Annotated in this window: 18 protein-coding genes; 17 read left to right on the forward strand and 1 reads right to left on the reverse strand. The window is 61.9% G+C overall.

The window, feature by feature from the left end:
• The first annotated feature begins 80 nt into the window (after positions 1-80).
• The 3 genes from FSY45_RS12080 to FSY45_RS12090 all read left to right on the forward strand — a co-directional run bounded on the left by FSY45_RS12080 (position 81) and on the right by FSY45_RS12090 (position 7,256).
• Entirely contained in the window at positions 81-788 is a 708-nt protein-coding gene (locus FSY45_RS12080; protein WP_003062049.1) for a transposase, read from the forward strand.
• 182 nt (positions 789-970) lie between these two features.
• Positions 971-5,707, forward strand: a complete 4,737-nt coding sequence (locus FSY45_RS12085) for a glutamate synthase-related protein (RefSeq protein ID WP_046461064.1) — start codon at positions 971-973, stop codon at positions 5,705-5,707.
• 73 nt (positions 5,708-5,780) lie between these two features.
• A complete protein-coding gene (locus tag FSY45_RS12090; protein ID WP_003062054.1) occupies positions 5,781-7,256 on the forward strand; it encodes a glutamate synthase subunit beta in 1,476 nt (491 codons plus the stop codon).
• A gap of 145 nt (positions 7,257-7,401) precedes the next feature.
• On the opposite strand, the gene FSY45_RS12095 is transcribed toward FSY45_RS12090, so the two are convergent.
• A complete protein-coding gene (locus FSY45_RS12095; RefSeq protein ID WP_034361381.1) occupies positions 7,402-7,851 on the reverse strand; it encodes a DUF3293 domain-containing protein in 450 nt (149 codons plus the stop codon).
• 266 nt (positions 7,852-8,117) lie between these two features.
• On the opposite strand from FSY45_RS12095, the gene FSY45_RS12100 reads away from it, so the two are divergent.
• The 14 genes from FSY45_RS12100 to hisG all read left to right on the forward strand — a co-directional run bounded on the left by FSY45_RS12100 (position 8,118) and on the right by hisG (position 18,772).
• Entirely contained in the window at positions 8,118-8,927 is an 810-nt protein-coding gene (locus tag FSY45_RS12100) for an amino acid ABC transporter substrate-binding protein (protein ID WP_003062059.1), read from the forward strand.
• A gap of 143 nt (positions 8,928-9,070) precedes the next feature.
• Positions 9,071-9,724 carry an amino acid ABC transporter permease gene (locus FSY45_RS12105; protein WP_003058677.1) on the forward strand — a complete coding sequence of 218 codons (654 nt, stop codon included), beginning with the start codon at positions 9,071-9,073 and terminating at the stop codon, positions 9,722-9,724.
• Complete coding sequence (locus FSY45_RS12110) at positions 9,705-10,481, forward strand: amino acid ABC transporter ATP-binding protein (protein WP_003062063.1); 777 nt, start codon at positions 9,705-9,707, stop codon at positions 10,479-10,481. The genes FSY45_RS12105 and FSY45_RS12110 overlap by 20 nt, the downstream gene beginning before the upstream one ends.
• A 221-nt stretch (positions 10,482-10,702) precedes the next feature.
• Positions 10,703-11,515 (forward strand): ABC transporter ATP-binding protein, encoded by an 813-nt coding sequence (locus FSY45_RS12115; RefSeq protein WP_012837063.1) that lies wholly within the window; start codon positions 10,703-10,705, stop codon positions 11,513-11,515.
• Positions 11,512-12,288 carry a lipid asymmetry maintenance ABC transporter permease subunit MlaE gene (mlaE, locus tag FSY45_RS12120; protein ID WP_046461065.1) on the forward strand — a complete coding sequence of 259 codons (777 nt, stop codon included), beginning with the start codon at positions 11,512-11,514 and terminating at the stop codon, positions 12,286-12,288. Before FSY45_RS12115 ends, mlaE begins: the two co-directional genes overlap by 4 nt.
• Before the next feature lie 29 nt (positions 12,289-12,317).
• A complete protein-coding gene (mlaD, locus tag FSY45_RS12125; RefSeq protein WP_003062074.1) occupies positions 12,318-12,818 on the forward strand; it encodes an outer membrane lipid asymmetry maintenance protein MlaD in 501 nt (166 codons plus the stop codon).
• Positions 12,815-13,612: a VacJ family lipoprotein gene (locus tag FSY45_RS12130; RefSeq protein WP_012837064.1), complete on the forward strand. Its 798-nt coding sequence runs from the start codon at positions 12,815-12,817 to the stop codon at positions 13,610-13,612. Before mlaD ends, FSY45_RS12130 begins: the two co-directional genes overlap by 4 nt.
• Positions 13,613-13,692: 80 nt before the next feature.
• Positions 13,693-14,325 carry a phospholipid-binding protein MlaC gene (locus FSY45_RS12135; RefSeq protein ID WP_034348276.1) on the forward strand — a complete coding sequence of 211 codons (633 nt, stop codon included), beginning with the start codon at positions 13,693-13,695 and terminating at the stop codon, positions 14,323-14,325.
• 19 nt (positions 14,326-14,344) lie between these two features.
• Positions 14,345-14,671 carry a lipid asymmetry maintenance protein MlaB gene (locus FSY45_RS12140; RefSeq protein WP_012837066.1) on the forward strand — a complete coding sequence of 109 codons (327 nt, stop codon included), beginning with the start codon at positions 14,345-14,347 and terminating at the stop codon, positions 14,669-14,671.
• Positions 14,672-14,745: 74 nt separating this feature from the next.
• Positions 14,746-15,681, forward strand: a complete 936-nt coding sequence (locus FSY45_RS12145) for an ABC transporter ATP-binding protein (RefSeq protein ID WP_034348309.1) — start codon at positions 14,746-14,748, stop codon at positions 15,679-15,681.
• Positions 15,678-16,433, forward strand: coding sequence for an ABC transporter permease (locus FSY45_RS12150; protein WP_046461066.1), 756 nt, complete (start codon positions 15,678-15,680; stop codon positions 16,431-16,433). Before FSY45_RS12145 ends, FSY45_RS12150 begins: the two co-directional genes overlap by 4 nt.
• A 73-nt stretch (positions 16,434-16,506) precedes the next feature.
• A complete protein-coding gene (locus FSY45_RS12155) occupies positions 16,507-16,749 on the forward strand; it encodes a BolA family protein (RefSeq protein ID WP_003062090.1) in 243 nt (80 codons plus the stop codon).
• Between the two features lie 92 nt (positions 16,750-16,841).
• A complete protein-coding gene (gene murA / locus FSY45_RS12160) occupies positions 16,842-18,113 on the forward strand; it encodes a UDP-N-acetylglucosamine 1-carboxyvinyltransferase (RefSeq protein WP_046461067.1) in 1,272 nt (423 codons plus the stop codon).
• Positions 18,110-18,772 carry an ATP phosphoribosyltransferase gene (gene hisG / locus FSY45_RS12165; RefSeq protein WP_003062096.1) on the forward strand — a complete coding sequence of 221 codons (663 nt, stop codon included), beginning with the start codon at positions 18,110-18,112 and terminating at the stop codon, positions 18,770-18,772. Before murA ends, hisG begins: the two co-directional genes overlap by 4 nt.
• The last annotated feature ends 3 nt before the right edge of the window (positions 18,773-18,775 follow it).

The raw sequence follows: 18,775 nt of genomic DNA on the forward strand, positions 1-18,775 counted from the left end.
CCTGAGGACGCGTCGGCCCTGGCGCGACGCTTCATAATGACCGAAACGCCTTCTCTGTCGCCCCTGCTCAAGTCCGCTCCATGGCCCGTCTTCCCCGTCTCACGCTGGCAAACATGCCGCACCACATCATCCAGCGTGGCAACAACAGCGGCGAGATCTTTGTGGACGCGCAGGATCGCCTGGTCATGCTGGATCTGATGCGCGAGATGGCGCGGCGCTTCGAGGTCGATGTGCATGCCTATGTGCTCATGCCCAATCACTTCCATCTGCTGCTGACGCCCAGAACGGAGCAGGGCGTGCCCCAGTTCATGCAGGCCGTGGGGCGCAGCTATGTGCGCTACTTCAACAACCGCCACGGACGCACCGGTACGCTGTGGGAGGGGCGCTATCGCTGCACCGTGCTGCAGGCCGAGCAATGGCTGATGGCCACCATGGTCTCCATGGATCTCAACCCCGTGCGCGACGGGCTGGTGCAGCGCGCGGTGGACTGGCCCTGGTCCAGCTATGCGCACAACGCAGGCCTGCAAAGCGATGCGCTCATCAGCCCGCATGCGCTTTTCTGGGCTCTGGGCAACACGCCGTTTGCCAGAGATGCCGCTTATGTCAGAGCCGTGGAGGCCGGTCTGGATGCCGATACCCAGGCGCAGATCAGCCATGCCGCACTGCGTGGCTGGGCTTTGGGTGAGCCCGATTTCATTGAAAATTTGCAACAGAAAACCGAGCGACGCGTGAAGCGGCAGAAGGCCGGCAGGCCTGCAGCACGCACAGCTTCGGTGCACGAAGACTAGGCGGTTCTTCCAACCCTTTGTTTTTATTGGATTGCTTCACTCTATTTTTATATGTCCCTAATTAAATGCAAATAAAAAAAGTTGGGAATTAATTGGAATCTGACCCTAATTAAAACTTATTGCATAACTTCATGTCCTGTCGTAATCTTGCGTTCCCCGCGATTGATATAAGAGGATTCCCCATGACGACTGCTGCCGAGATCAAGTATCTCCAGGACCACGGTCTGTACTCCAAGAGCAACGAACACGATGCCTGCGGTCTGGGCTTTGTGGCCCATATCAAGGGCCAGAAGCGCCATGACATCGTGCTGGGGGCACTGAAGATCCTCGAGAACATCGACCATCGCGGTGCAGTGGGTGCGGACCCTCTGATGGGTGACGGCGCCGGTATCCTGATCCAGATCCCCGATCAGCTCTACCGCGAAGAAATGGCCAAGCAGGGCGTGGCACTGCCTCCCGCCGGCGAATATGGCGTGGGCATGATCTTCCTGCCCAAGGAACATGCCTCGCGCCTGGCCTGCCAGCAGGAAATGGAGCGCGCCATCAAGGCCGAAGGCCAGGTGCTGCTGGGCTGGCGCGATGTGCCGGTGAACCGCGACATGCCCATGTCGCCCACCGTGCAGGAAAAGGAGCCCATCCTGCGCCAGGTCTTCATCGGCCGTGGCGCCGACGTCATCGTGCAGGACGCGCTGGAGCGCAAGCTGTACGTGATCCGCAAGACGGCCTCGGCCGCCATCCAGAACCTGGGCCTCAAGCACAGCAAGGAATACTACGTTCCCAGCATGAGCAGCCGCACCGTGGTCTACAAGGGCCTGCTGCTGGCCGATCAGGTGGGCGTGTACTACCGTGATCTGGCCGACGAGCGCTGCGTCTCGGCCATCGGCCTGGTGCACCAGCGTTTCTCCACCAACACCTTCCCCGAGTGGCCTCTGGCTCACCCCTACCGCTATGTGGCCCACAACGGTGAAATCAACACCGTGCGCGGCAACTACAACTGGATGCTGGCGCGCGAAGGCGTGATGGCCTCTCCCGTGCTGGGCGAAGACCTGCAAAAGCTCTATCCCATCAGCTTTGCCGGCCAGTCCGACACTGCCACCTTCGACAACTGCCTGGAACTGCTGACCATGGCCGGCTACCCCATCAGCCAGGCCGTGATGATGATGATTCCCGAGCCCTGGGAGCAGCACGAAGCCATGGACGAGCGTCGCCGCGCCTTCTATGAATACCACGCTGCGATGATCGAGCCCTGGGACGGCCCCGCCTCCATCGTGTTTACCGATGGTCGCCAGATCGGCGCCACGCTGGACCGCAACGGTCTGCGCCCCTCGCGCTACTGCATCACCGACGACGATATGGTGATCCTGGCTTCCGAAGCCGGCGTGCTGCCCGTGCCCGATAGCAAGATCGTGCGCAAGTGGCGCCTGCAGCCCGGCAAGATGCTGCTGATCGACCTGGAGCAGGGTCGCATGATCGAAGACGAAGAACTCAAGGCCAACGTCGTCAACACCAAGCCCTACAAGCAGTGGATCGAGAACCTGCGCATCAAGCTCGACGAGGTGGAAATCCCCGCCGACTTCAAGGTACCCGCAGCCAAGACCGAGCTGTCCCTGCTGGACCGCCAGCAAGCTTTCGGCTTCACGCAGGAAGACATCAAGTTCCTGTTGACCCCGATGGCCGAAAAGGGCGAGGAAGGCATTGGCTCCATGGGCAACGACAGCCCGCTGGCCGTGCTGTCCGACAAGAACAAGCCGCTGTACAACTACTTCCGTCAGATGTTCGCCCAGGTGACGAACCCCCCCATCGACCCGATCCGCGAAGCGATCGTGATGTCGCTGGTGTCGTTCGTGGGCCCCAAGCCCAACCTGCTGGACATCAACCAGGTCAACCCGCCCATGCGCCTGGAGCTGCAGCAGCCCGTGCTCGACTTCGAAGGCATGGCCAGGCTGCGTGATATCGAGAAGCGCACCAACGGCAAGTTCAAGAGCTCGACGATCGACATTACCTACCCGCTGTCCTGGGGCAAGCAGGGTGTGGAAGCCAAGCTGGCCTCGCTGTGCGCCCACGCCGTGGACGAGATCAAGGGCGGTGCCAACATCCTGATCATCAGCGACCGCAACATGAGCGCCACGCAAGTGGCCATCCCTGCGCTGCTGGCTCTGTCCGCCATCCACCAGCATCTGGTGCGTGAAGGCCTGCGCACCACCGCCGGTCTGGTGGTGGAAACCGGCACGGCCCGCGAAGTGCACCACTTCGCCGTGCTGGCCGGCTACGGTGCGGAAGCCGTGCATCCCTATCTGGCGATGGAGACCCTGGTCGACATCTTCAGCCGCGAAGCTGCGCCCATCACTGCCGACAAGGCCATCTATCACTATGTGAAGGCCATCGGCAAGGGCCTGTCCAAGATCATGTCCAAGATGGGCGTGTCCACCTATATGTCCTACTGCGGCGCCCAGCTGTTCGAAGCCGTGGGCCTGAACAGCGAGACCGTGGACAAGTACTTCACGGGCACGGCCAGCCGTGTGGAAGGCATCGGCGTCTTCGAGATCGCCGAGGAAACCATCCGCAACCACGAAGCTGCCTTCAGCGACGACCCCGTGCTCGAAACCATGCTGGATGCCGGCGGCGAGTACGCCTGGCGCGCCCGTGGCGAAGAGCATATGTGGACGCCTGACGTGATCGCCAAGCTGCAGCACTCCACACGTGCCAACAACTTCAGCACCTACAAGGAATACGCCCAGCTGATCAACGACCAGACCAAGCGCCACATGACGCTGCGCGGCCTGTTCGAGTTCAAGTTCGATCCCGCCAAGGCGATTCCCGTGGACCAGGTCGAGTCGGCCAAGGAAATCGTGAAGCGCTTTGCCACGGGTGCCATGTCCCTGGGCTCCATCTCCACCGAAGCCCATGCCACGCTGGCCGTGGCCATGAACCGCATCGGCGGCAAGAGCAACACCGGCGAAGGCGGCGAAGATCCCAAGCGCTATCGCAACGAGCTCAAGGGCATCCCCATCAGCAAGGGCGAAACCCTGGCCTCCATCATCGGCAAGGACAAGGTCGAGTCCGATATCGAACTGCAGGCCGGCGACTCGCTGCGCTCCAAGATCAAGCAGGTCGCGTCCGGTCGTTTCGGCGTGACTGCCGAATATCTGGCCTCTTCGGACCAGATCCAGATCAAGATGGCTCAGGGCGCCAAGCCCGGTGAAGGCGGTCAGCTGCCCGGCGGCAAGGTCTCCGACTACATCGGCGCACTGCGTCACTCGGTGCCCGGTGTGGGCCTGATCTCGCCTCCTCCACACCATGACATCTACTCGATCGAAGACCTGGCGCAGCTGATCCACGATCTGAAGAACGTGGCTCCGCACGCCAGCATCAGCACCAAGCTGGTGTCCGAAGTCGGTGTGGGCACGATTGCCGCAGGCGTGACCAAGTGCAAGAGCGATCACCTGGTGATCGCAGGGCACGACGGCGGCACCGGCGCCTCGCCCTGGTCCTCCATCAAGCATGCGGGCGGCCCCTGGGAAATCGGCCTGGCCGAGACCCAGCAGACCCTGGTGCTGAACCGTCTGCGCGGCCGTGTGCGTGTGCAGGCCGACGGCCAGATGAAGACCGGCCGCGACGTGGTCATCGGTGCTCTGCTGGGTGCCGACGAGTTCGGCTTCGCCACGGCTCCGCTGGTGGTGGAAGGCTGCATCATGATGCGCAAGTGCCACCTCAACACCTGCCCCGTGGGCGTAGCCACGCAAGATCCCGTGCTGCGTGCCAAGTTCACCGGCAAACCCGAGCATGTGGTGAACTATTTCTTCTTCATCGCCGAAGAAGTGCGCCAGATCATGGCCCAGCTGGGTATCGCCAAGTTCGACGACCTGATCGGCCGCTCCGACCTGCTCGACACCCGCAAGGGCATCGAACACTGGAAGGCTCAGGGCCTGGACTTCAGCCGTCTGTTCGCCCAGCCCGAAGTGCCTGCCGACGTGGCCCGCTATCACGTGGAAAGCCAGGATCACCTGCTGGACAAGGCGCTGGACGTCAAGCTCATCGAGCGCTGCAAGCCCGCCATCGACAACGGCGAGAAGGTGCGCATCATGGAAGTGGCGCGCAACGTCAACCGCTCCGTCGGTGCCATGCTCTCTGGCGCGGTGACCAAGCATCACGCCGAAGGCCTGCCAGACGACACCATCCGCATCCACTTCGAAGGTACGGGCGGCCAGTCCTTCGGTGCCTTCCTGTGCAACGGCATCACGCTGAACCTCAGCGGCGAAGCCAACGACTACACCGGCAAGGGCCTGTCCGGCGGCCGTGTGGTGGTGCATCCCAGCCATGAGTTCCGTGGCTCCACCACCACCAACACCATCGTGGGCAACACCGTGATGTTCGGCGCCACCAGCGGTGAGGCCTTCTTCAGCGGCGTGGCCGGCGAGCGCTTTGCCGTGCGTCTGTCCGGCGCCACGGCCGTGGTCGAAGGCGTGGGTGACCACGGCTGCGAATACATGACCGGCGGTACCGTGGTCGTGCTGGGCAAGACCGGCCGCAACTTCGCGGCCGGCATGAGCGGCGGCGTAGCCTATGTCTACGACGAGGACGGCAAGTTTGCCGAGCGTTGCAACACCGCTTCGGTGAAGCTGGAGAAGGTGCTGCCGCACGACGAGTTTGTCTCGCGTGTCGATCCCGGCATCTGGCACCGCGGCCAGAGCGACGATCAGCAACTGCGCAATATGGTGGAGGCTCACAGCCGCTGGACGGGTTCCAAGCGTGCCCGTGATCTGCTGGACAACTGGGCCGCAGCGCGTGCCAAGTTTGTCAAGGTGTTCCCGACCGAGTACCAGCGTGCACTCGGCGAGATCTTTGAACGCAAACAGAAGGAAAAGCAAGCTGCGAAAGCGCCAGCAGCTCCTCAGAAAGAAGCAGTAGCCGCCAAGTAAACACGGCTCCAAGCGGTGGCGGCCAGGCGGCCACCGCACTGCAAGCGAACACAGATTTCAAGGATTAAAGATCATGGGAAAGACCACCGGCTTCATGGAATACGAGCGCATCGAAGAGGGCTATGCCCCCGTTGCGGAACGTCTCAAGCACTACAAGGAATTCGTCATCGGCCTGACCACCGATCAGGCCAAGGTGCAGGCTGCACGCTGCATGGACTGCGGCACGCCGTTCTGCAACAACGGCTGCCCGGTCAACAACATCATTCCGGACTTCAACGACCTCGTGTACCAGGGTGACTGGAAGAACGCCATCACCACGCTGCACAGCACCAACAACTTCCCCGAGTTCACGGGCCGCATCTGCCCCGCACCCTGCGAAGCTGCCTGCGTGGCCAATATCAATGGCGACGCCATCGGCATCAAGTCCATCGAACACTCCATCATCGACCGTGCCTGGAGCGAAGGCTGGGTCAAGCCCCTGCTGCCCAAGCACAAGACCGGCAAGAAGGTGGCCGTGGTCGGTGCCGGCCCTGCAGGCATGGCGGCAGCCCAGCAATTGGTGCGCGCCGGCCACGACGTGACCCTGTTCGAGAAGAACGACCGCGTGGGCGGCCTGCTGCGCTACGGCATCCCCGACTTCAAGCTGGACAAGGGCCTGATCGATCGCCGTGTCGAGCAGATGGTGGCCGAAGGCCTGAAGATCCGCACCGGCGTGCTGATTGCCGGCAAGGACGGCTTGGGCAAGGACTCCAAGGTCACCAACTGGGCCAAGGAAACCATCAGCCCCGAGCAGCTCAACGCCGAGTTCGATGCCGTGCTGCTGACTGGCGGCTCCGAGCAGTCGCGTGATCTGCCCGTGCCCGGCCGAGATCTGGAAGGCGTGCACTTCGCGATGGAGTTCCTGCCCCAGCAGAACAAGGTCAACGCGGGCGACAAGCTCAAGGGCCAGATCCGTGCCGACGGCAAGCATGTCATCGTCATCGGCGGTGGCGACACCGGCTCCGACTGCGTGGGCACCTCCAACCGCCACGGCGCCAAGAGCGTGACCCAGTTCGAGGTCATGCCCATGCCGCCCGAGCAGGAGAACAAGCCCCTGGTCTGGCCTTACTGGCCGATCAAGCTGCGTACCTCGTCCAGCCACGATGAAGGCGTGGTGCGCGAGTTCGCCATCTCCACCAAGGAATTCGGCGGCGAAAAGGGCAAGGTCAAGAGCCTGACCACCGTGCAGGTCGAGTTCAAGGATGGCAAGCTGAGCGAAGTGCCCGGCACGGAAAAGGTCTGGCCTGCGGATCTGGTGCTGCTGGCCATGGGCTTTGTGAACCCCGTCGCCACCGTGCTCGAAGCCTTTGGCGTCGACAAGGATGCGCGCGGCAACGCCAAGGCCAGCACCGATTTCATCGGCGGCTATGCCACCAGCGTGTCCAAGGTGTTCGCTGCCGGCGACATCCGCCGTGGCCAGTCGCTGGTCGTGTGGGCCATTCGTGAAGGCCGCCAGGCCGCACGTGCCGTGGACGAGTTCCTGATGGGCGCCAGCGAACTGCCTCGCTGATCATTCACGGCGGGTCATCAAACAAAAGGCATTCCCCGGAATGCCTTTTGTTTTTGATAGCTTCAAGCGCTTTCCTTAAATGGAATTCAGAGAGATTTCAGTGGGTTTTTGATTGCTGTAAAGCGTAAGTTGCTATTAGAAAAAGTCAGCGTAGCCACAGAAGCCGAGGGCGGGCGTCGGCATCGCTCCACAGCACGGCATTCTGCTGCCAGTGCCGGCCCCATTGCATGGCCGTGTCGGCATCCATGCCCCAGATCATCACGCTGTCCTCCGCAGGCCAATGGCCGAGCGGGTCCTGGCCCGAGCCGCCCAGGTACTGCCAGCCCTCGCTGTCCAGCTCCTGGCGCAGGGCGCGCATGCGGCGGGCGTTCTCCGCAGGTTCCAGGATCTGTCCCAAGGGATTGCAGGCAGTGAGATAGCAGGCGGCCTGGACGAGCTGCCGTCCCAGTTGTTGCCCGAGCCAGTCATTGCGCTCGCCCACGCGTAGCGTCTGTGCGACAGCGCCCTGGGCTGCATCGACCCGGTAGAGCGCATCGCGATAGGCCTGCTGCAAGGCAGGCGGGAGCTGGCTGGTGTCTGGTGACGGTGGTGACATGGTTTGGAGTTTGGCAAGCTTGCACATGGTGTGGACTTGTGCAAACAAGAATGCAACAACGGTCTGCCCCCTGAGGAAGCCGTCTTGCCTGAACCTGTTTTGCCTAAGTCGTGATGGTTTTGCGACCGGCGAGTGACGTTCTGTCCCGTCTGCGCGACAATAGCGGATTCGGCGCTGGCGGCAGCCCGGCTTCGGGGCGGCTGCGGTGGCCCCGGACGGGAGACAAAGCCCCTGCCTCCGCTTTTTCCACTTCAAATTTTGACGCCATGAAAAAACGTACCCTGCTGGCCTCGGTGGCCCTGACTGCAATTTTGGCTGCCTGCGGCAAGAACGAGCCCGCAAGCAACACCGCTGCAGCTCCTGCGCCCGCTCCCGCAGCAGCCGCCGCCAAGCTGGTGGTGGGCCTGGACGACAACTTCCCGCCCATGGGTTTCCGTGACGAAAAGAACGAGCTGGTCGGTTTCGACATCGACATGGCCCGTGAAGTCGCCAAGCGCGCGAATATCGAAGTGGAGTTCAAGCCCATCGACTGGAACGCCAAGGAAGCCGAGCTGCTGGGCAAGCGCGTGGACGCTCTGTGGAACGGCCTGACCATTCTGGAAGAGCGCAAGGAAAAGATCCTGTTCTCCGACCCCTATATGGTGAACAAGCAGATCATCATCGTGAAGGCCGGCTCTCCCATCAAGGGCAAGGCTGACATGGTCGGCAAGATCGTGGGCGCCCAGGAAGGCTCCAGCGCCGTGACCGCCCTGACCAAGGACAAGGAACTGTCGGACAAGTTCAAGGAAACCAAGCTTTTCGGTGACAACATCGCTGCCATGATGGACCTGGAAGCCGGCCGTCTGGACGTGGTGGTGGTGGATGAAGTGGTGGGTCGCTACTACGTCAACAAGAAGCCCGACAACTACGTGGTGCTGGCCGAGGACTTCGGCACCGAAGACTACGGTGTGGGTTTCCGCAAGGACGACGAAGCCACTCGCAACAAGGTCAACGATGTGCTGACCGAAATGAAGAAGGACGGCAAGGCTGCTGAAATCGCCCAGAAGTGGTTCGGCGCCGACGTCATCAAGCACTAATCCCTTTTTGACGTACTGCACCGGCAATGCCTGGCATTGCCGGTTTTTTTTGCGACGACAATGCGTGCAAACACTTCCTCCTGCGCACGCCCGTGCCTGTGGCGGGCTTTCGATAGCTGCAGCGCCACACTGAAGGCCATTTGATGGACTATGTAATCTCGCTCCTGGGGCCCATGTCGGCTGGTGCCCTTGTCACACTCAAGCTGTTTTTCATCACGCTGGCGCTGTCCATTCCCATGGGTCTGGCGCTGGCGCTGATGCGCATCTCCAGCATCAAGCCGCTGAGCAGCGCCGTGGGCGCCTATATCTGGCTGATGCGTGGCACGCCGCTGATGCTGCAGCTGCTGTTCGTGTACTTCGCGCTGCCCTTTGTGCCCTACATCGGTGTGCGCCTGCCCGACTTTCCTGCCGCCGTGGTGGCGTTTGCGCTGAACTATGCGGCCTACTTTGCGGAGATCTTCCGCGCCGGCATCAAGTCCGTGGACCGCGGCCAGTACGAGGGCGCCAAGGTGCTGGGCATGACCTATGCCCAGACCATGCGCCGCATCGTGCTGCCCCAGATGTGGGCCCGCATCCTGCCGCCCGTCAGCAACGAGACCATCACCCTGGTCAAGGACACCTCGCTGATCTATGTGCTGGCACTCAACGATCTGCTGCGCGTGGCGCGCGGCGTGGTGCAGCGCGACTTCAGCTTCACGCCCTTCATCGTAGCTGCGGCCTTCTATCTCATCATGACCCTGGTGCTGACCTGGGGCTTCCAATATCTTGAGAAAAAATATGCCAAGTACGACGCCTGATGTGATGATTTCCGCCCAGGGCATCCACAAGGCCTTTGGCAGCAACGAAGTGCTGCGCGGCGTCTCTCTGGAGCTGCTGCGCGGCGAGGTGGTGGCCGTGATCGGCCCGTCCGGCTCGGGCAAGAGCACCTTTTTGCGCTGCCTCAACCACCTGGAGACGATTGACCGCGGCACCATCAGCATCGAAGGCGAGGTGTTGGCGCGCTCCGAGGGCGAGGCCAGGGCTCAGTATGTGAGCGATGCCGAAATCCGCAAGATCGGCCGCAAGATGGGCATGGTGTTTCAGTCCTTCAATCTGTTTCCCCATCTCACGGTGCTGGAAAACATCATCGAGGCGCCCGTCATCGTCAAGGGCATGAAGCGCGAAGACATCATTCCCAAGGCCGAGGCTCTGCTTGCCAAGGTGGGTCTGGCGGCCAAGCGCGATGCCTACCCCAACCATCTCTCCGGCGGTCAGAAGCAGCGCGTGGCGATTGCCCGTGCGCTGGCCATGGAGCCGGACATTCTGTTGTTCGACGAGCCCACCTCGGCGCTGGATCCCGAGCTGACCGGCGAGGTGCTGCGCACCATGCGCGAACTGGCCGAGGAGCACATGACCATGCTGGTCGTGACCCACGAGATGGGTTTTGCGCGAGAGGTGGCCAACCGCGTCATCTTCATGGACGGTGGCTACATCGTCGAGCAAGGCCCGTCCGAAGCATTCTTTGTGGCACCTCAGCACGAGCGTACCAAGGCGTTTCTGCAGAATATGTTGTAAATAAGTCGCAGCTGCTGATGCGGTTTCATATCGCAAAAACAGCAGTTTGCGCATAAACAGTAAGCACTTAATGCTCCTGAAAAAGGAGTGAATGCTCTGCAATTCAAGCCAGACCTTCAAGAAACATTCGCGAATGTATGTTTACTTGGGGCTAACCCGAGCTTTTTGCCGAGCTTGTCGGCACAATACCAGTTTGCTTTCTCTTGAGCGGCTATTCACGCATGTCACCCAACGCACCCTTTGTGGAACTGCGCAATGTCACCTTTGGCTATGGTGACCGCGTCATCCTGCGCGATCTGTCCCTGCAAGTGCCGCGCGGCAAGGTCACGGCGCTGATGGGCGCATCGGGCGGTGGCAAGACCACGGTGCTGCGTCTGATCGGCGGGCAGAACCACGCCCAGCAGGGCCAGGTGCTGTTTGACGGCCAGGACGTGACCACCATGGATGCGCAGCAGCTCTACGCCGCGCGTCGCCGCATGGGCATGCTGTTTCAGTTCGGTGCGCTGTTCACCGACATGAGCGTGTTCGACAATGTGGCCTTTCCGCTGCGCGAGCACACCGATCTGCCCGAAGAGCTGATTCGCGACATCGTGCTCATGAAGCTGCATGCCGTGGGCCTGCGCGGCGCGCGCGATCTGATGCCTTCCCAGGTCTCGGGCGGGATGGCCCGCCGCGTGGCACTGGCCCGCGCGATTGCGCTGGACCCCGAGCTCATCATGTACGACGAGCCTTTTGCGGGCCTGGACCCTATTTCGCTGGGTACCTCGGCACAGCTGATCCGCCAGCTCAACGATGCCATGGGCCTGACCTCGATTCTGGTCTCCCACGATCTGGAAGAAACTTTCCGCGTGGCCGACCATGTGGTGATTCTGGGAGCCGGCAGCGTTGCCGCCCAGGGCACACCGGAGGAGGTGCGCGCCAGCACCGACCCGCTGGTGCAGCAATTCATCCATGCCAGACCCACGGGGCCTGTGCCGTTTCACTATCCGGGCGTCAGCGCCGACGAGGACTTTGGCAGCAGGAGGCGTGCATGAACTTTCTCGCACGCATTGGCCTGGCAGTGCGCTGCCAGCTGGTCAACATAGGGATTGGCGCACGCCTGCTGTGGCGCCTGCTGGGTTTGATGGGGCCGGCGCTCAGGCGCCCGCGCCTGATCGGCGACCAGATTCACTTTCTGGGCAATTATTCGCTGGCCATCATCGGCGTCTCCGGTCTGTTCGTGGGCTTTGTGCTGGGTCTGCAGGGCTATTACATCCTGCAGCGCTATGGCTCGGCCGAGGCGCTGGGCATGATGGTGGCCCTGAGCCTGCTGCGCGAGCTGGGGCCTGTGGTCACGGCCCTGCTGTTCGCGGGTCGTGCCGGCACGGCCCTGACGGCCGAAATCGGCCTGATGAAGGCCGGTGAACAGCTGTCTGCAATGGAGATGATGGCGGTGGACCCCGTCAAACGCATTCTGGCGCCGCGCTTCTGGGCCGGGCTGATCACCATGCCTTTGCTGGCTGCAGTCTTCAGCGCCGTGGGTGTGCTGGGCGGCTGGCTGGTGGGCGTGGTGATGATCGGCGTCGACAGCGGTGCTTTCTGGGGCCAGATGCAGCAGGGCGTGGACTGGTGGAGCGATCTGGGCAATGGCGTGCTCAAGAGCTTTGTCTTCGGCCTGGCCGTGACCTTTGTGGCCCTGCTCGAAGGCTATGCGGCCAAGCCCACGCCTGAAGGAGTTTCCCGTGCCACCACCCGCACCGTGGTCGTGGCTTCGCTAGCGGTTCTGGGCCTGGACTTCCTGCTCACCGCAACCATGTTCAGCATTTGAGGCTGCTCAGCAGATAGAGGTAAAAAATCATGCAGCAAAAGAAAAGTGATGTCTGGGTCGGCCTGTTTGTGCTGATCGGTGCTCTGGCCCTGGTGTTCCTGGCCTTGCAGTCGGCCAATCTGCTGAGTCTGAATTTCCAGAAGACCTATGCGATCACGGCGCGTTTTGACAATATCGGCGGACTCAAGCCCAAGGCGGCGGTCAAGAGCGCCGGCGTGGTCGTGGGTCGTATCGAATCCATTGCCTTCAACGACCAGACCTTCCAGGCCGACGTGGCCATGAGCATGGAAACCCGTTACGCCTTCCCCAAGGACAGCTCGCTGAAAATTCTGACAAGCGGCCTGCTGGGTGATCAGTACATTGGTATTGAAGCGGGCGCCAGCGAAGAGAACCTCAAGGCAGGCGACCGTGTGACGGCCACCCAGTCTGCCGTGGTGCTCGAGAATCTGATCGGTCAGTTTCTCTACAGCAAGGCGGAGCAGGGTGGTGATTCCGGTGGTGCCGCAGCCAACGGGGGAGCGAAAGAATGATGACTACAACAAGCCCACAGACGAAATTGACGTCAGACGAGAACCAGGCGCTCAGGCGCGTTGCGCTGGCAGCCAGCGTTTCCGTGGCCGCATTGCTGTCCGGCTGCGCCACAACCACAGGCCCTGCCAACCCAGCCGACCCGCTGGAGTCCATGAACCGCAGCATCTATTCCTTCAACGAAGGCGTGGACGAGGCGATCTTCAAGCCCGTGGCCACGGCCTATCAGAACGTGACGCCGCGCGTGGCGCGCCAGGGCGTGACCAACTTCTTCGACAACCTCGGCGATGCTTGGTCCTTCGTCAACAATGTGCTGCAGGGTCAGGGCCAGGGTGCCTACAACTCCATGGTGCGCTTTAGCGTGAACACGGTGCTGGGCATAGGCGGTCTGTTCGACATCGCCAGCGAGGCCGGCATCGAGCGCCAGAAGCAGGACTTTGGCCAGACTCTGGGTCGCTGGGGCATGCCCACGGGGCCGTATCTGGTGCTGCCTTTCTGGGGTCCTTCCACGGTGCGGGATTCGGCCGGCCTGGTGGTCGATGCCTTCGGCTATCCTGCCAACACCATGGATGATGTGCGCTGGCGCAACAGCCTGTTCGGTCTGCGCATGGTCAACAACCGTGCCAATCTGCTCAAGGCCGGCGATGTGCTGGACTCTGTTGCGCTCGACAAATACAGCCTGGTGCGTGATGTCTATCTGCGCTCACGCATTGGCGGCGCGGCGTCCGGCGGCGATGGTCGCCTCGAAAACTATGATGACGACAACGCCGGCAAGCTGCCCCCCGAAGGCCAGTGAGCCGGTAGAGCTTGGTTACAAACATGATGCACAGGCTGCGCGAGTGCGGTGACACTTGCGGGCCTAGGAGAAAAAACGCAATGAAGATTACTCGTCGCATGTGGGGCATGGCAGCAGGTGCCGTGCTCGCTCTGAATCTGGGTCTGCCCGCAGCCCAGGCTGCTGAGGAAGCGCCCGATGCACTGGTCAAGCGCGTTTCTGCCGATGTGCTGGAGACCATCAAGAAGGATGCCTCGCTGCGCAACGGCGATTCCAGCAAGATCAATGCACTGGTCAACGAGAAGGTCATGCCCTATGTGGACTTTCGCCGCATGACATCGGCCGCTGTCGGTCCGGCCTGGCGTCAGGCCACGCCCGAGCAGCGCCAGAAGCTGCAGGATGAGTTCAAGGCCCTGCTGATTCGCACCTATGCGGGGGCCCTGTCCCAGGTCGGCGATCAGACCATTACCGTCAAGCCTGTGCGCATGGCAGCCGGCGACACCGACGTGCTGGTGCGTACCCAGGTCAACGGCCGTGGCGACCCCGTGCAACTGGATTTCCGTCTGGAAAAGCAGGCCACGGGCTGGAAGCTCTACAACTTCAATGTGCTCGGTGTGTGGCTGGTGGAAACCTATCGCAACCAGTTTGCGCAGGAAATCAATGCCAACGGCATTGACGGCCTGATCAAGACCCTGGCCTCGCGCAGCTCCATGCCGGCCACGGCGACCAAGTAAGCAAAGCGCTTCAGACGTCATGGCCCGCTCAGCTAGCAACCCTCTGCAACTGCCCAAGGAACTGACCTATCGTCAGGGGCGTGACTGTCTGCTGCGTCTGCGTCCGCTGGTCACGGGCCATGCGGATGCCCGGGTGGTGCTGGATGCCAGCGCCGTTAAGGTTTTTGACTCGGCGGCTCTGGCCGTGCTGCTGGCCTGCCGGCGCGCAGCCCAGGAGGTGGGCAAGCAGCTCATTGTCGAAGGTCTGCCCAAGGGCCTGCAGTCCATGGCCGCGCTGTATGGCGTGGACGGCTTGCTGATGCCCGCTCCCGTGCCCGATGCGGCCGCCACCGCTCAGCAGGGCTAGGCTGACGAATCACTGTGTCCGGCTAAGCCCCGCCAAGGCAGAGGCTGTGGGCAAGCCCTAGAATCATGGGCTCCATGTCTGCAGTCTCATTCCAATCCGTCTCCAAGACCTACCGCACCCCCAAGGGGGATTTTCAGGCCCTCAAATCGGTGAGCCTGGATATCGAGGAAGGTGAATTCTTCGGTCTGCTCGGCCCTAACGGCGCCGGCAAGACCACGATGATCAGCATCCTCGCCGGACTGGCTCAAGCCACGGGCGGGCGCGTGCTGGTGCAGGGCAGCGATGTACAGGCGAACTACGCCGATGCACGCCGCAAGCTGGGCATCGTGCCGCAGGAGCTGGTGTTCGACCCCTTCTTCAATGTGCGCGAGGCCTTGAAGTTCCAGTCCGGATATTTCGGCGTCAAGAACAACGACGACTGGATCGACGAGCTGCTCGACAGCCTGGGCCTGACGGACAAGGCCCACAACAATATGCGCCAGCTCTCGGGCGGCATGAAGCGCCGCGTGCTGGTGGCTCAGGCCCTGGTGCACAAGCCGCCCATCATCGTGCTGGACGAGCCCACGGCCGGCGTCGACGTGGAGCTGCGCCAGACGCTGTGGCATTTCATTGCCAAACTCAACAAGCAGGGCCATACGGTGCTGCTGACCACTCACTATCTCGAAGAGGCCGAGGCCCTTTGCAGCCGCGTGGCCATGCTCAAGCGCGGCGAGATCATCAAGCTCTCGCCCATGAGCGAGCTGCTCAAGTCGGCTTCCAGCAATGTGTTGCAGTTCAAGACCGATAGCGCCCTGCCCAAGGCCGTGGCCGACAGAGCGCGTGTCACCGGTCGAATCGTGCAGATTCCCGCCGCCCATGCAGTCGATGTGGAGCAACTGCTGGCCGCTTTGCGCGAGGCGGGGGTGACCCCCGAGGATGTGGAAATCCGCCGCGCGGATCTGGAGGATGTGTTCATCCACATCATGAATGAAGGCTCCAGGACACAGGCTCCTGCAGGAGGTGTCCAATGAACGGCTGGCAGACCCTGCTCAAGAAGGAAGTGCTGCGCTTCTGGAAGGTGAGCTTTCAGACCGTGGCCGCACCGGTGCTCACGGCCGTGCTGTATCTGCTGGTTTTCGGCCATGTGCTCGAAGGCCGGGTCATGGTCTACGACCGCATCCCCTACACCGCGTTTCTGATTCCCGGCCTGGTGATGATGAGCATGTTGCAAAACGCGTTTGCCAACAGCTCGTCCAGCCTGGTGCAGAGCAAGATCATGGGCTCGCTGGTGTTCGTGCTGCTCACGCCGCTGTCGCACTGGGCCTGGTTCAGCGCCTATGTGGGAGCGGCCATTCTGCGCGGCCTGCTGGTGGGTCTGGGCGTGTTTGTTGTCACCTTGTTCTTTGCCGTGCTCGATTTTGCCGCGCCGCTGTGGATTCTGGTGTTCGGCTTTCTGGGCTGCGCCCTGATGGGTACGCTGGGCCTGATCGCCGGCCTCTGGGCCGAGAAGTTCGACCAGATGGCGGCCTTCCAGAACTTTTTGATCATGCCTCTGACCTTTCTGTCCGGCGTGTTCTATTCCGTGCACTCGCTGCCCGGCTTCTGGCAGGCGGTCAGCCATGTCAACCCGTTCTTCTACATGATCGACGGCTTCCGGTACGGCTTCTTCGGCCAGAGCGATGTCTCGCCATGGCTCAGCTTCGCCATCGTGGGCGCTGCCTGGCTGGCCGTGAGCGCGCTGGCCGTGCACCTGCTGCGTATCGGCTACAAGATTCGTAACTGATTTTTAGAATTGACGCAGGGCTGCTTGCGAGACAATGACCGGTTTCGCCAGCTTTTGTGCTTAAAGGTTCCCCATGACTGCAGACCAACTCAAAGACCTGATCGCCGCCGGCCTGCCCTGCGAGCATATTGCGCTGGAAGGCGATGGCCGACATTGGTTTGCCACCATTGTGTCTGCACAGTTTGAAGGCCAGCGTCTGCTGGGCCGCCAGCGCCTCGTATATGCCACGCTGGGCAACCGCATGGCCACCGATGAAGTCCATGCCCTGTCCATGAAGACCTACACCCCGGCAGAATGGGCTGCTGCCCAGGCTTGATGCGAGTCGAGACGCAAGATTGATAGCTGTCAGCACTTGCTAAATAAGCGCTGAGTGCATTTTTTATATATAAACATTCAAGGCTTGAAGCCATGGACAAACTCAAGATCCACGGTGGTCGTCCCCTCAAGGGCGAAGTAATCATTTCCGGTGCCAAAAACGCCGCTCTGCCTGAAATGTGTGCCGCACTGCTCACGGCCGAGCCCGTGCATCTGCACAATGTGCCACGTCTGCACGATGTTGCCACCATGCGCAAGCTGCTGGCCAATATGGGTGTGCAGACCGAAACCCATGGCGAACGTGGCGGCATGAGCTTTGTGGCACCCAACAGCCTAGTGCCCGAAGCGCCTTACGAGCTGGTCAAGACCATGCGTGCCTCGGTGCTGGCCCTGGGTCCGCTGCTGGCCCGCTTCGGCCACGCCAAGGTGTCGCTGCCCGGCGGCTGCGCGATCGGCTCGCGCCCCGTGGATCAGCACATCAAGGGCCTGCAGGCCATGGGCGCCATCATCACCGTGGAAAACGGCTATATGCATGCCAGCCTGCCCGAAGGCTGGAAGCGTCTGAAGGGCGCACGCATCACCACCGACATGGTGACCGTGACTGGCACCGAGAACTTCCTGATGGCCGCGGCGCTGGCCGAAGGCGAGACGGTGCTGGAAAACGCCGCCATGGAACCCGAAATCACCGATCTGGCCGAGATGCTGATCAAGATGGGGGCCAGGATCACGGGTCACGGCACCAGCCACATCGTGATTCAGGGCGTGGACAAGCTGCATGGCTGCGAGCATCAGGTGGTGGCCGACCGTATCGAGGCCGGCACCTTCCTCTGCGCCGTGGCGGCCACCAGCGGTGAAGCCTTGCTGCACCACGCGCGTGCCGACCATCTGGGCGCCGTGATCGACAAGCTCAAGGATGCGGGCGTGAGCGTGGACTGCGTGGATGGCGGTCTGAAGGTGGCCTCCTCGGGCAAGCTCAAGGCCCAGGGCTTTCGCACCACCGAATATCCGGGCTTTCCCACCGATATGCAGGCCCAGTTCATGGCGCTGAACCTGGTGGCCGAAGGCACCAGCATGGTGACCGAGACCATCTTCGAGAACCGCTTCATGCATGTCAACGAGATGGTTCGCCTGGGCGCGCGCATCACCACCGACGGCCGCGTGGCGACCATCGAAGGCGGCAAGCGCCTGTCCGGTGCCACCGTGATGGCGACCGACCTGCGGGCTTCGGCCAGCCTGGTGATTGCCGGTCTGGTGGCCGAGGGCGAGACCATCGTCGATCGCATCTACCACCTGGATCGTGGCTACGACCGCATGGAAGACAAGCTGCGCGCCCTGGGCGCCGATATCGAGAGAATTTCCGCATGAGCACCGCAACGCCTGTGACCATAGCCCTGTCCAAGGGCCGCATTTTTGAAGAAACCGTGCCCCTGCTGGCCGCCGCGGGCATAGCGGTGACCGAGGATGTGGAAAAGTCGCGCAAGCTGATTTTCGACACCAACCGTCCCGATGTGCGCGTGGTGCTGGTGCGTGCTTCGGACGTGCCCGTGTACGTGCAATATGGCGGCGCGGACCTGGGCGTCTCGGGCCTGGACTCGCTGATCGAGCATGGCGGCCAGGGCCTGTACCAGCCGCTGGACCTGCAGATTGCCAAGTGCCGCGTCAGCGTGGCCGTGCGCAACGGCTTCGACTATCAGCTGGCCGTCAAGCAGGGCGCGCGTCTGCGCATTGCCACCAAGTACCCCGAGATTGCCCGCAACTTCTTTGCCAAGAAGGGCGTGCACGTGGACATGGTCAAGCTCTACGGCTCCATGGAGCTGGCGCCGCTGACCGGCATGGCCGATGCCATCGTCGATCTGGTGTCCACCGGCAACACGCTCAAGGCCAACGATCTGGTCGAGGTCGAGCCCATCATGGACATCAGCTCGCGTCTGGTCGTCAACCAGGCTTCGCTCAAGCTCAAGCAGGCTCCGTTGCGCCACATCATCGATGCGTTTGCGCAGGCTGTTGCCGCCAAGAACAACTGATTT

It is taken from the genome of Comamonas sp. Z1 (genome assembly GCF_008121555.1).
Taxonomy (GTDB): domain Bacteria; phylum Pseudomonadota; class Gammaproteobacteria; order Burkholderiales; family Burkholderiaceae_C; genus Comamonas; species Comamonas thiooxydans.

What these genes read in the sequence shown, in the direction of transcription:
- FSY45_RS12090 (WP_003062054.1), top strand. Translation starts at nt 5,781, where the DNA reads ATGGGAAAGACCACCGGCTTCATGGAATACGAGCGCATCGAAGAGGGC.
- FSY45_RS12140 (WP_012837066.1), top strand. Translation starts at nt 14,345, where the DNA reads ATGGCCCGCTCAGCTAGCAACCCTCTGCAACTGCCCAAGGAACTGACC.
- murA (WP_046461067.1), top strand. Translation starts at nt 16,842, where the DNA reads ATGGACAAACTCAAGATCCACGGTGGTCGTCCCCTCAAGGGCGAAGTA.
- FSY45_RS12110 (WP_003062063.1), top strand. Translation starts at nt 9,705, where the DNA reads ATGCCAAGTACGACGCCTGATGTGATGATTTCCGCCCAGGGCATCCAC.
- FSY45_RS12155 (WP_003062090.1), top strand. Translation starts at nt 16,507, where the DNA reads ATGACTGCAGACCAACTCAAAGACCTGATCGCCGCCGGCCTGCCCTGC.
- FSY45_RS12115 (WP_012837063.1), top strand. Translation starts at nt 10,703, where the DNA reads ATGTCACCCAACGCACCCTTTGTGGAACTGCGCAATGTCACCTTTGGC.
- FSY45_RS12080 (WP_003062049.1), top strand. Translation starts at nt 81, where the DNA reads ATGGCCCGTCTTCCCCGTCTCACGCTGGCAAACATGCCGCACCACATC.
- FSY45_RS12130 (WP_012837064.1), top strand. Translation starts at nt 12,815, where the DNA reads ATGATGACTACAACAAGCCCACAGACGAAATTGACGTCAGACGAGAAC.
- FSY45_RS12100 (WP_003062059.1), top strand. Translation starts at nt 8,118, where the DNA reads ATGAAAAAACGTACCCTGCTGGCCTCGGTGGCCCTGACTGCAATTTTG.
- FSY45_RS12105 (WP_003058677.1), top strand. Translation starts at nt 9,071, where the DNA reads ATGGACTATGTAATCTCGCTCCTGGGGCCCATGTCGGCTGGTGCCCTT.
- FSY45_RS12085 (WP_046461064.1), top strand. Translation starts at nt 971, where the DNA reads ATGACGACTGCTGCCGAGATCAAGTATCTCCAGGACCACGGTCTGTAC.
- FSY45_RS12135 (WP_034348276.1), top strand. Translation starts at nt 13,693, where the DNA reads ATGAAGATTACTCGTCGCATGTGGGGCATGGCAGCAGGTGCCGTGCTC.
- mlaD (WP_003062074.1), top strand. Translation starts at nt 12,318, where the DNA reads ATGCAGCAAAAGAAAAGTGATGTCTGGGTCGGCCTGTTTGTGCTGATC.
- FSY45_RS12095 (WP_034361381.1), bottom strand. Translation starts at nt 7,851, where the DNA reads ATGTCACCACCGTCACCAGACACCAGCCAGCTCCCGCCTGCCTTGCAG.
- FSY45_RS12150 (WP_046461066.1), top strand. Translation starts at nt 15,678, where the DNA reads ATGAACGGCTGGCAGACCCTGCTCAAGAAGGAAGTGCTGCGCTTCTGG.
- mlaE (WP_046461065.1), top strand. Translation starts at nt 11,512, where the DNA reads ATGAACTTTCTCGCACGCATTGGCCTGGCAGTGCGCTGCCAGCTGGTC.
- hisG (WP_003062096.1), top strand. Translation starts at nt 18,110, where the DNA reads ATGAGCACCGCAACGCCTGTGACCATAGCCCTGTCCAAGGGCCGCATT.
- FSY45_RS12145 (WP_034348309.1), top strand. Translation starts at nt 14,746, where the DNA reads ATGTCTGCAGTCTCATTCCAATCCGTCTCCAAGACCTACCGCACCCCC.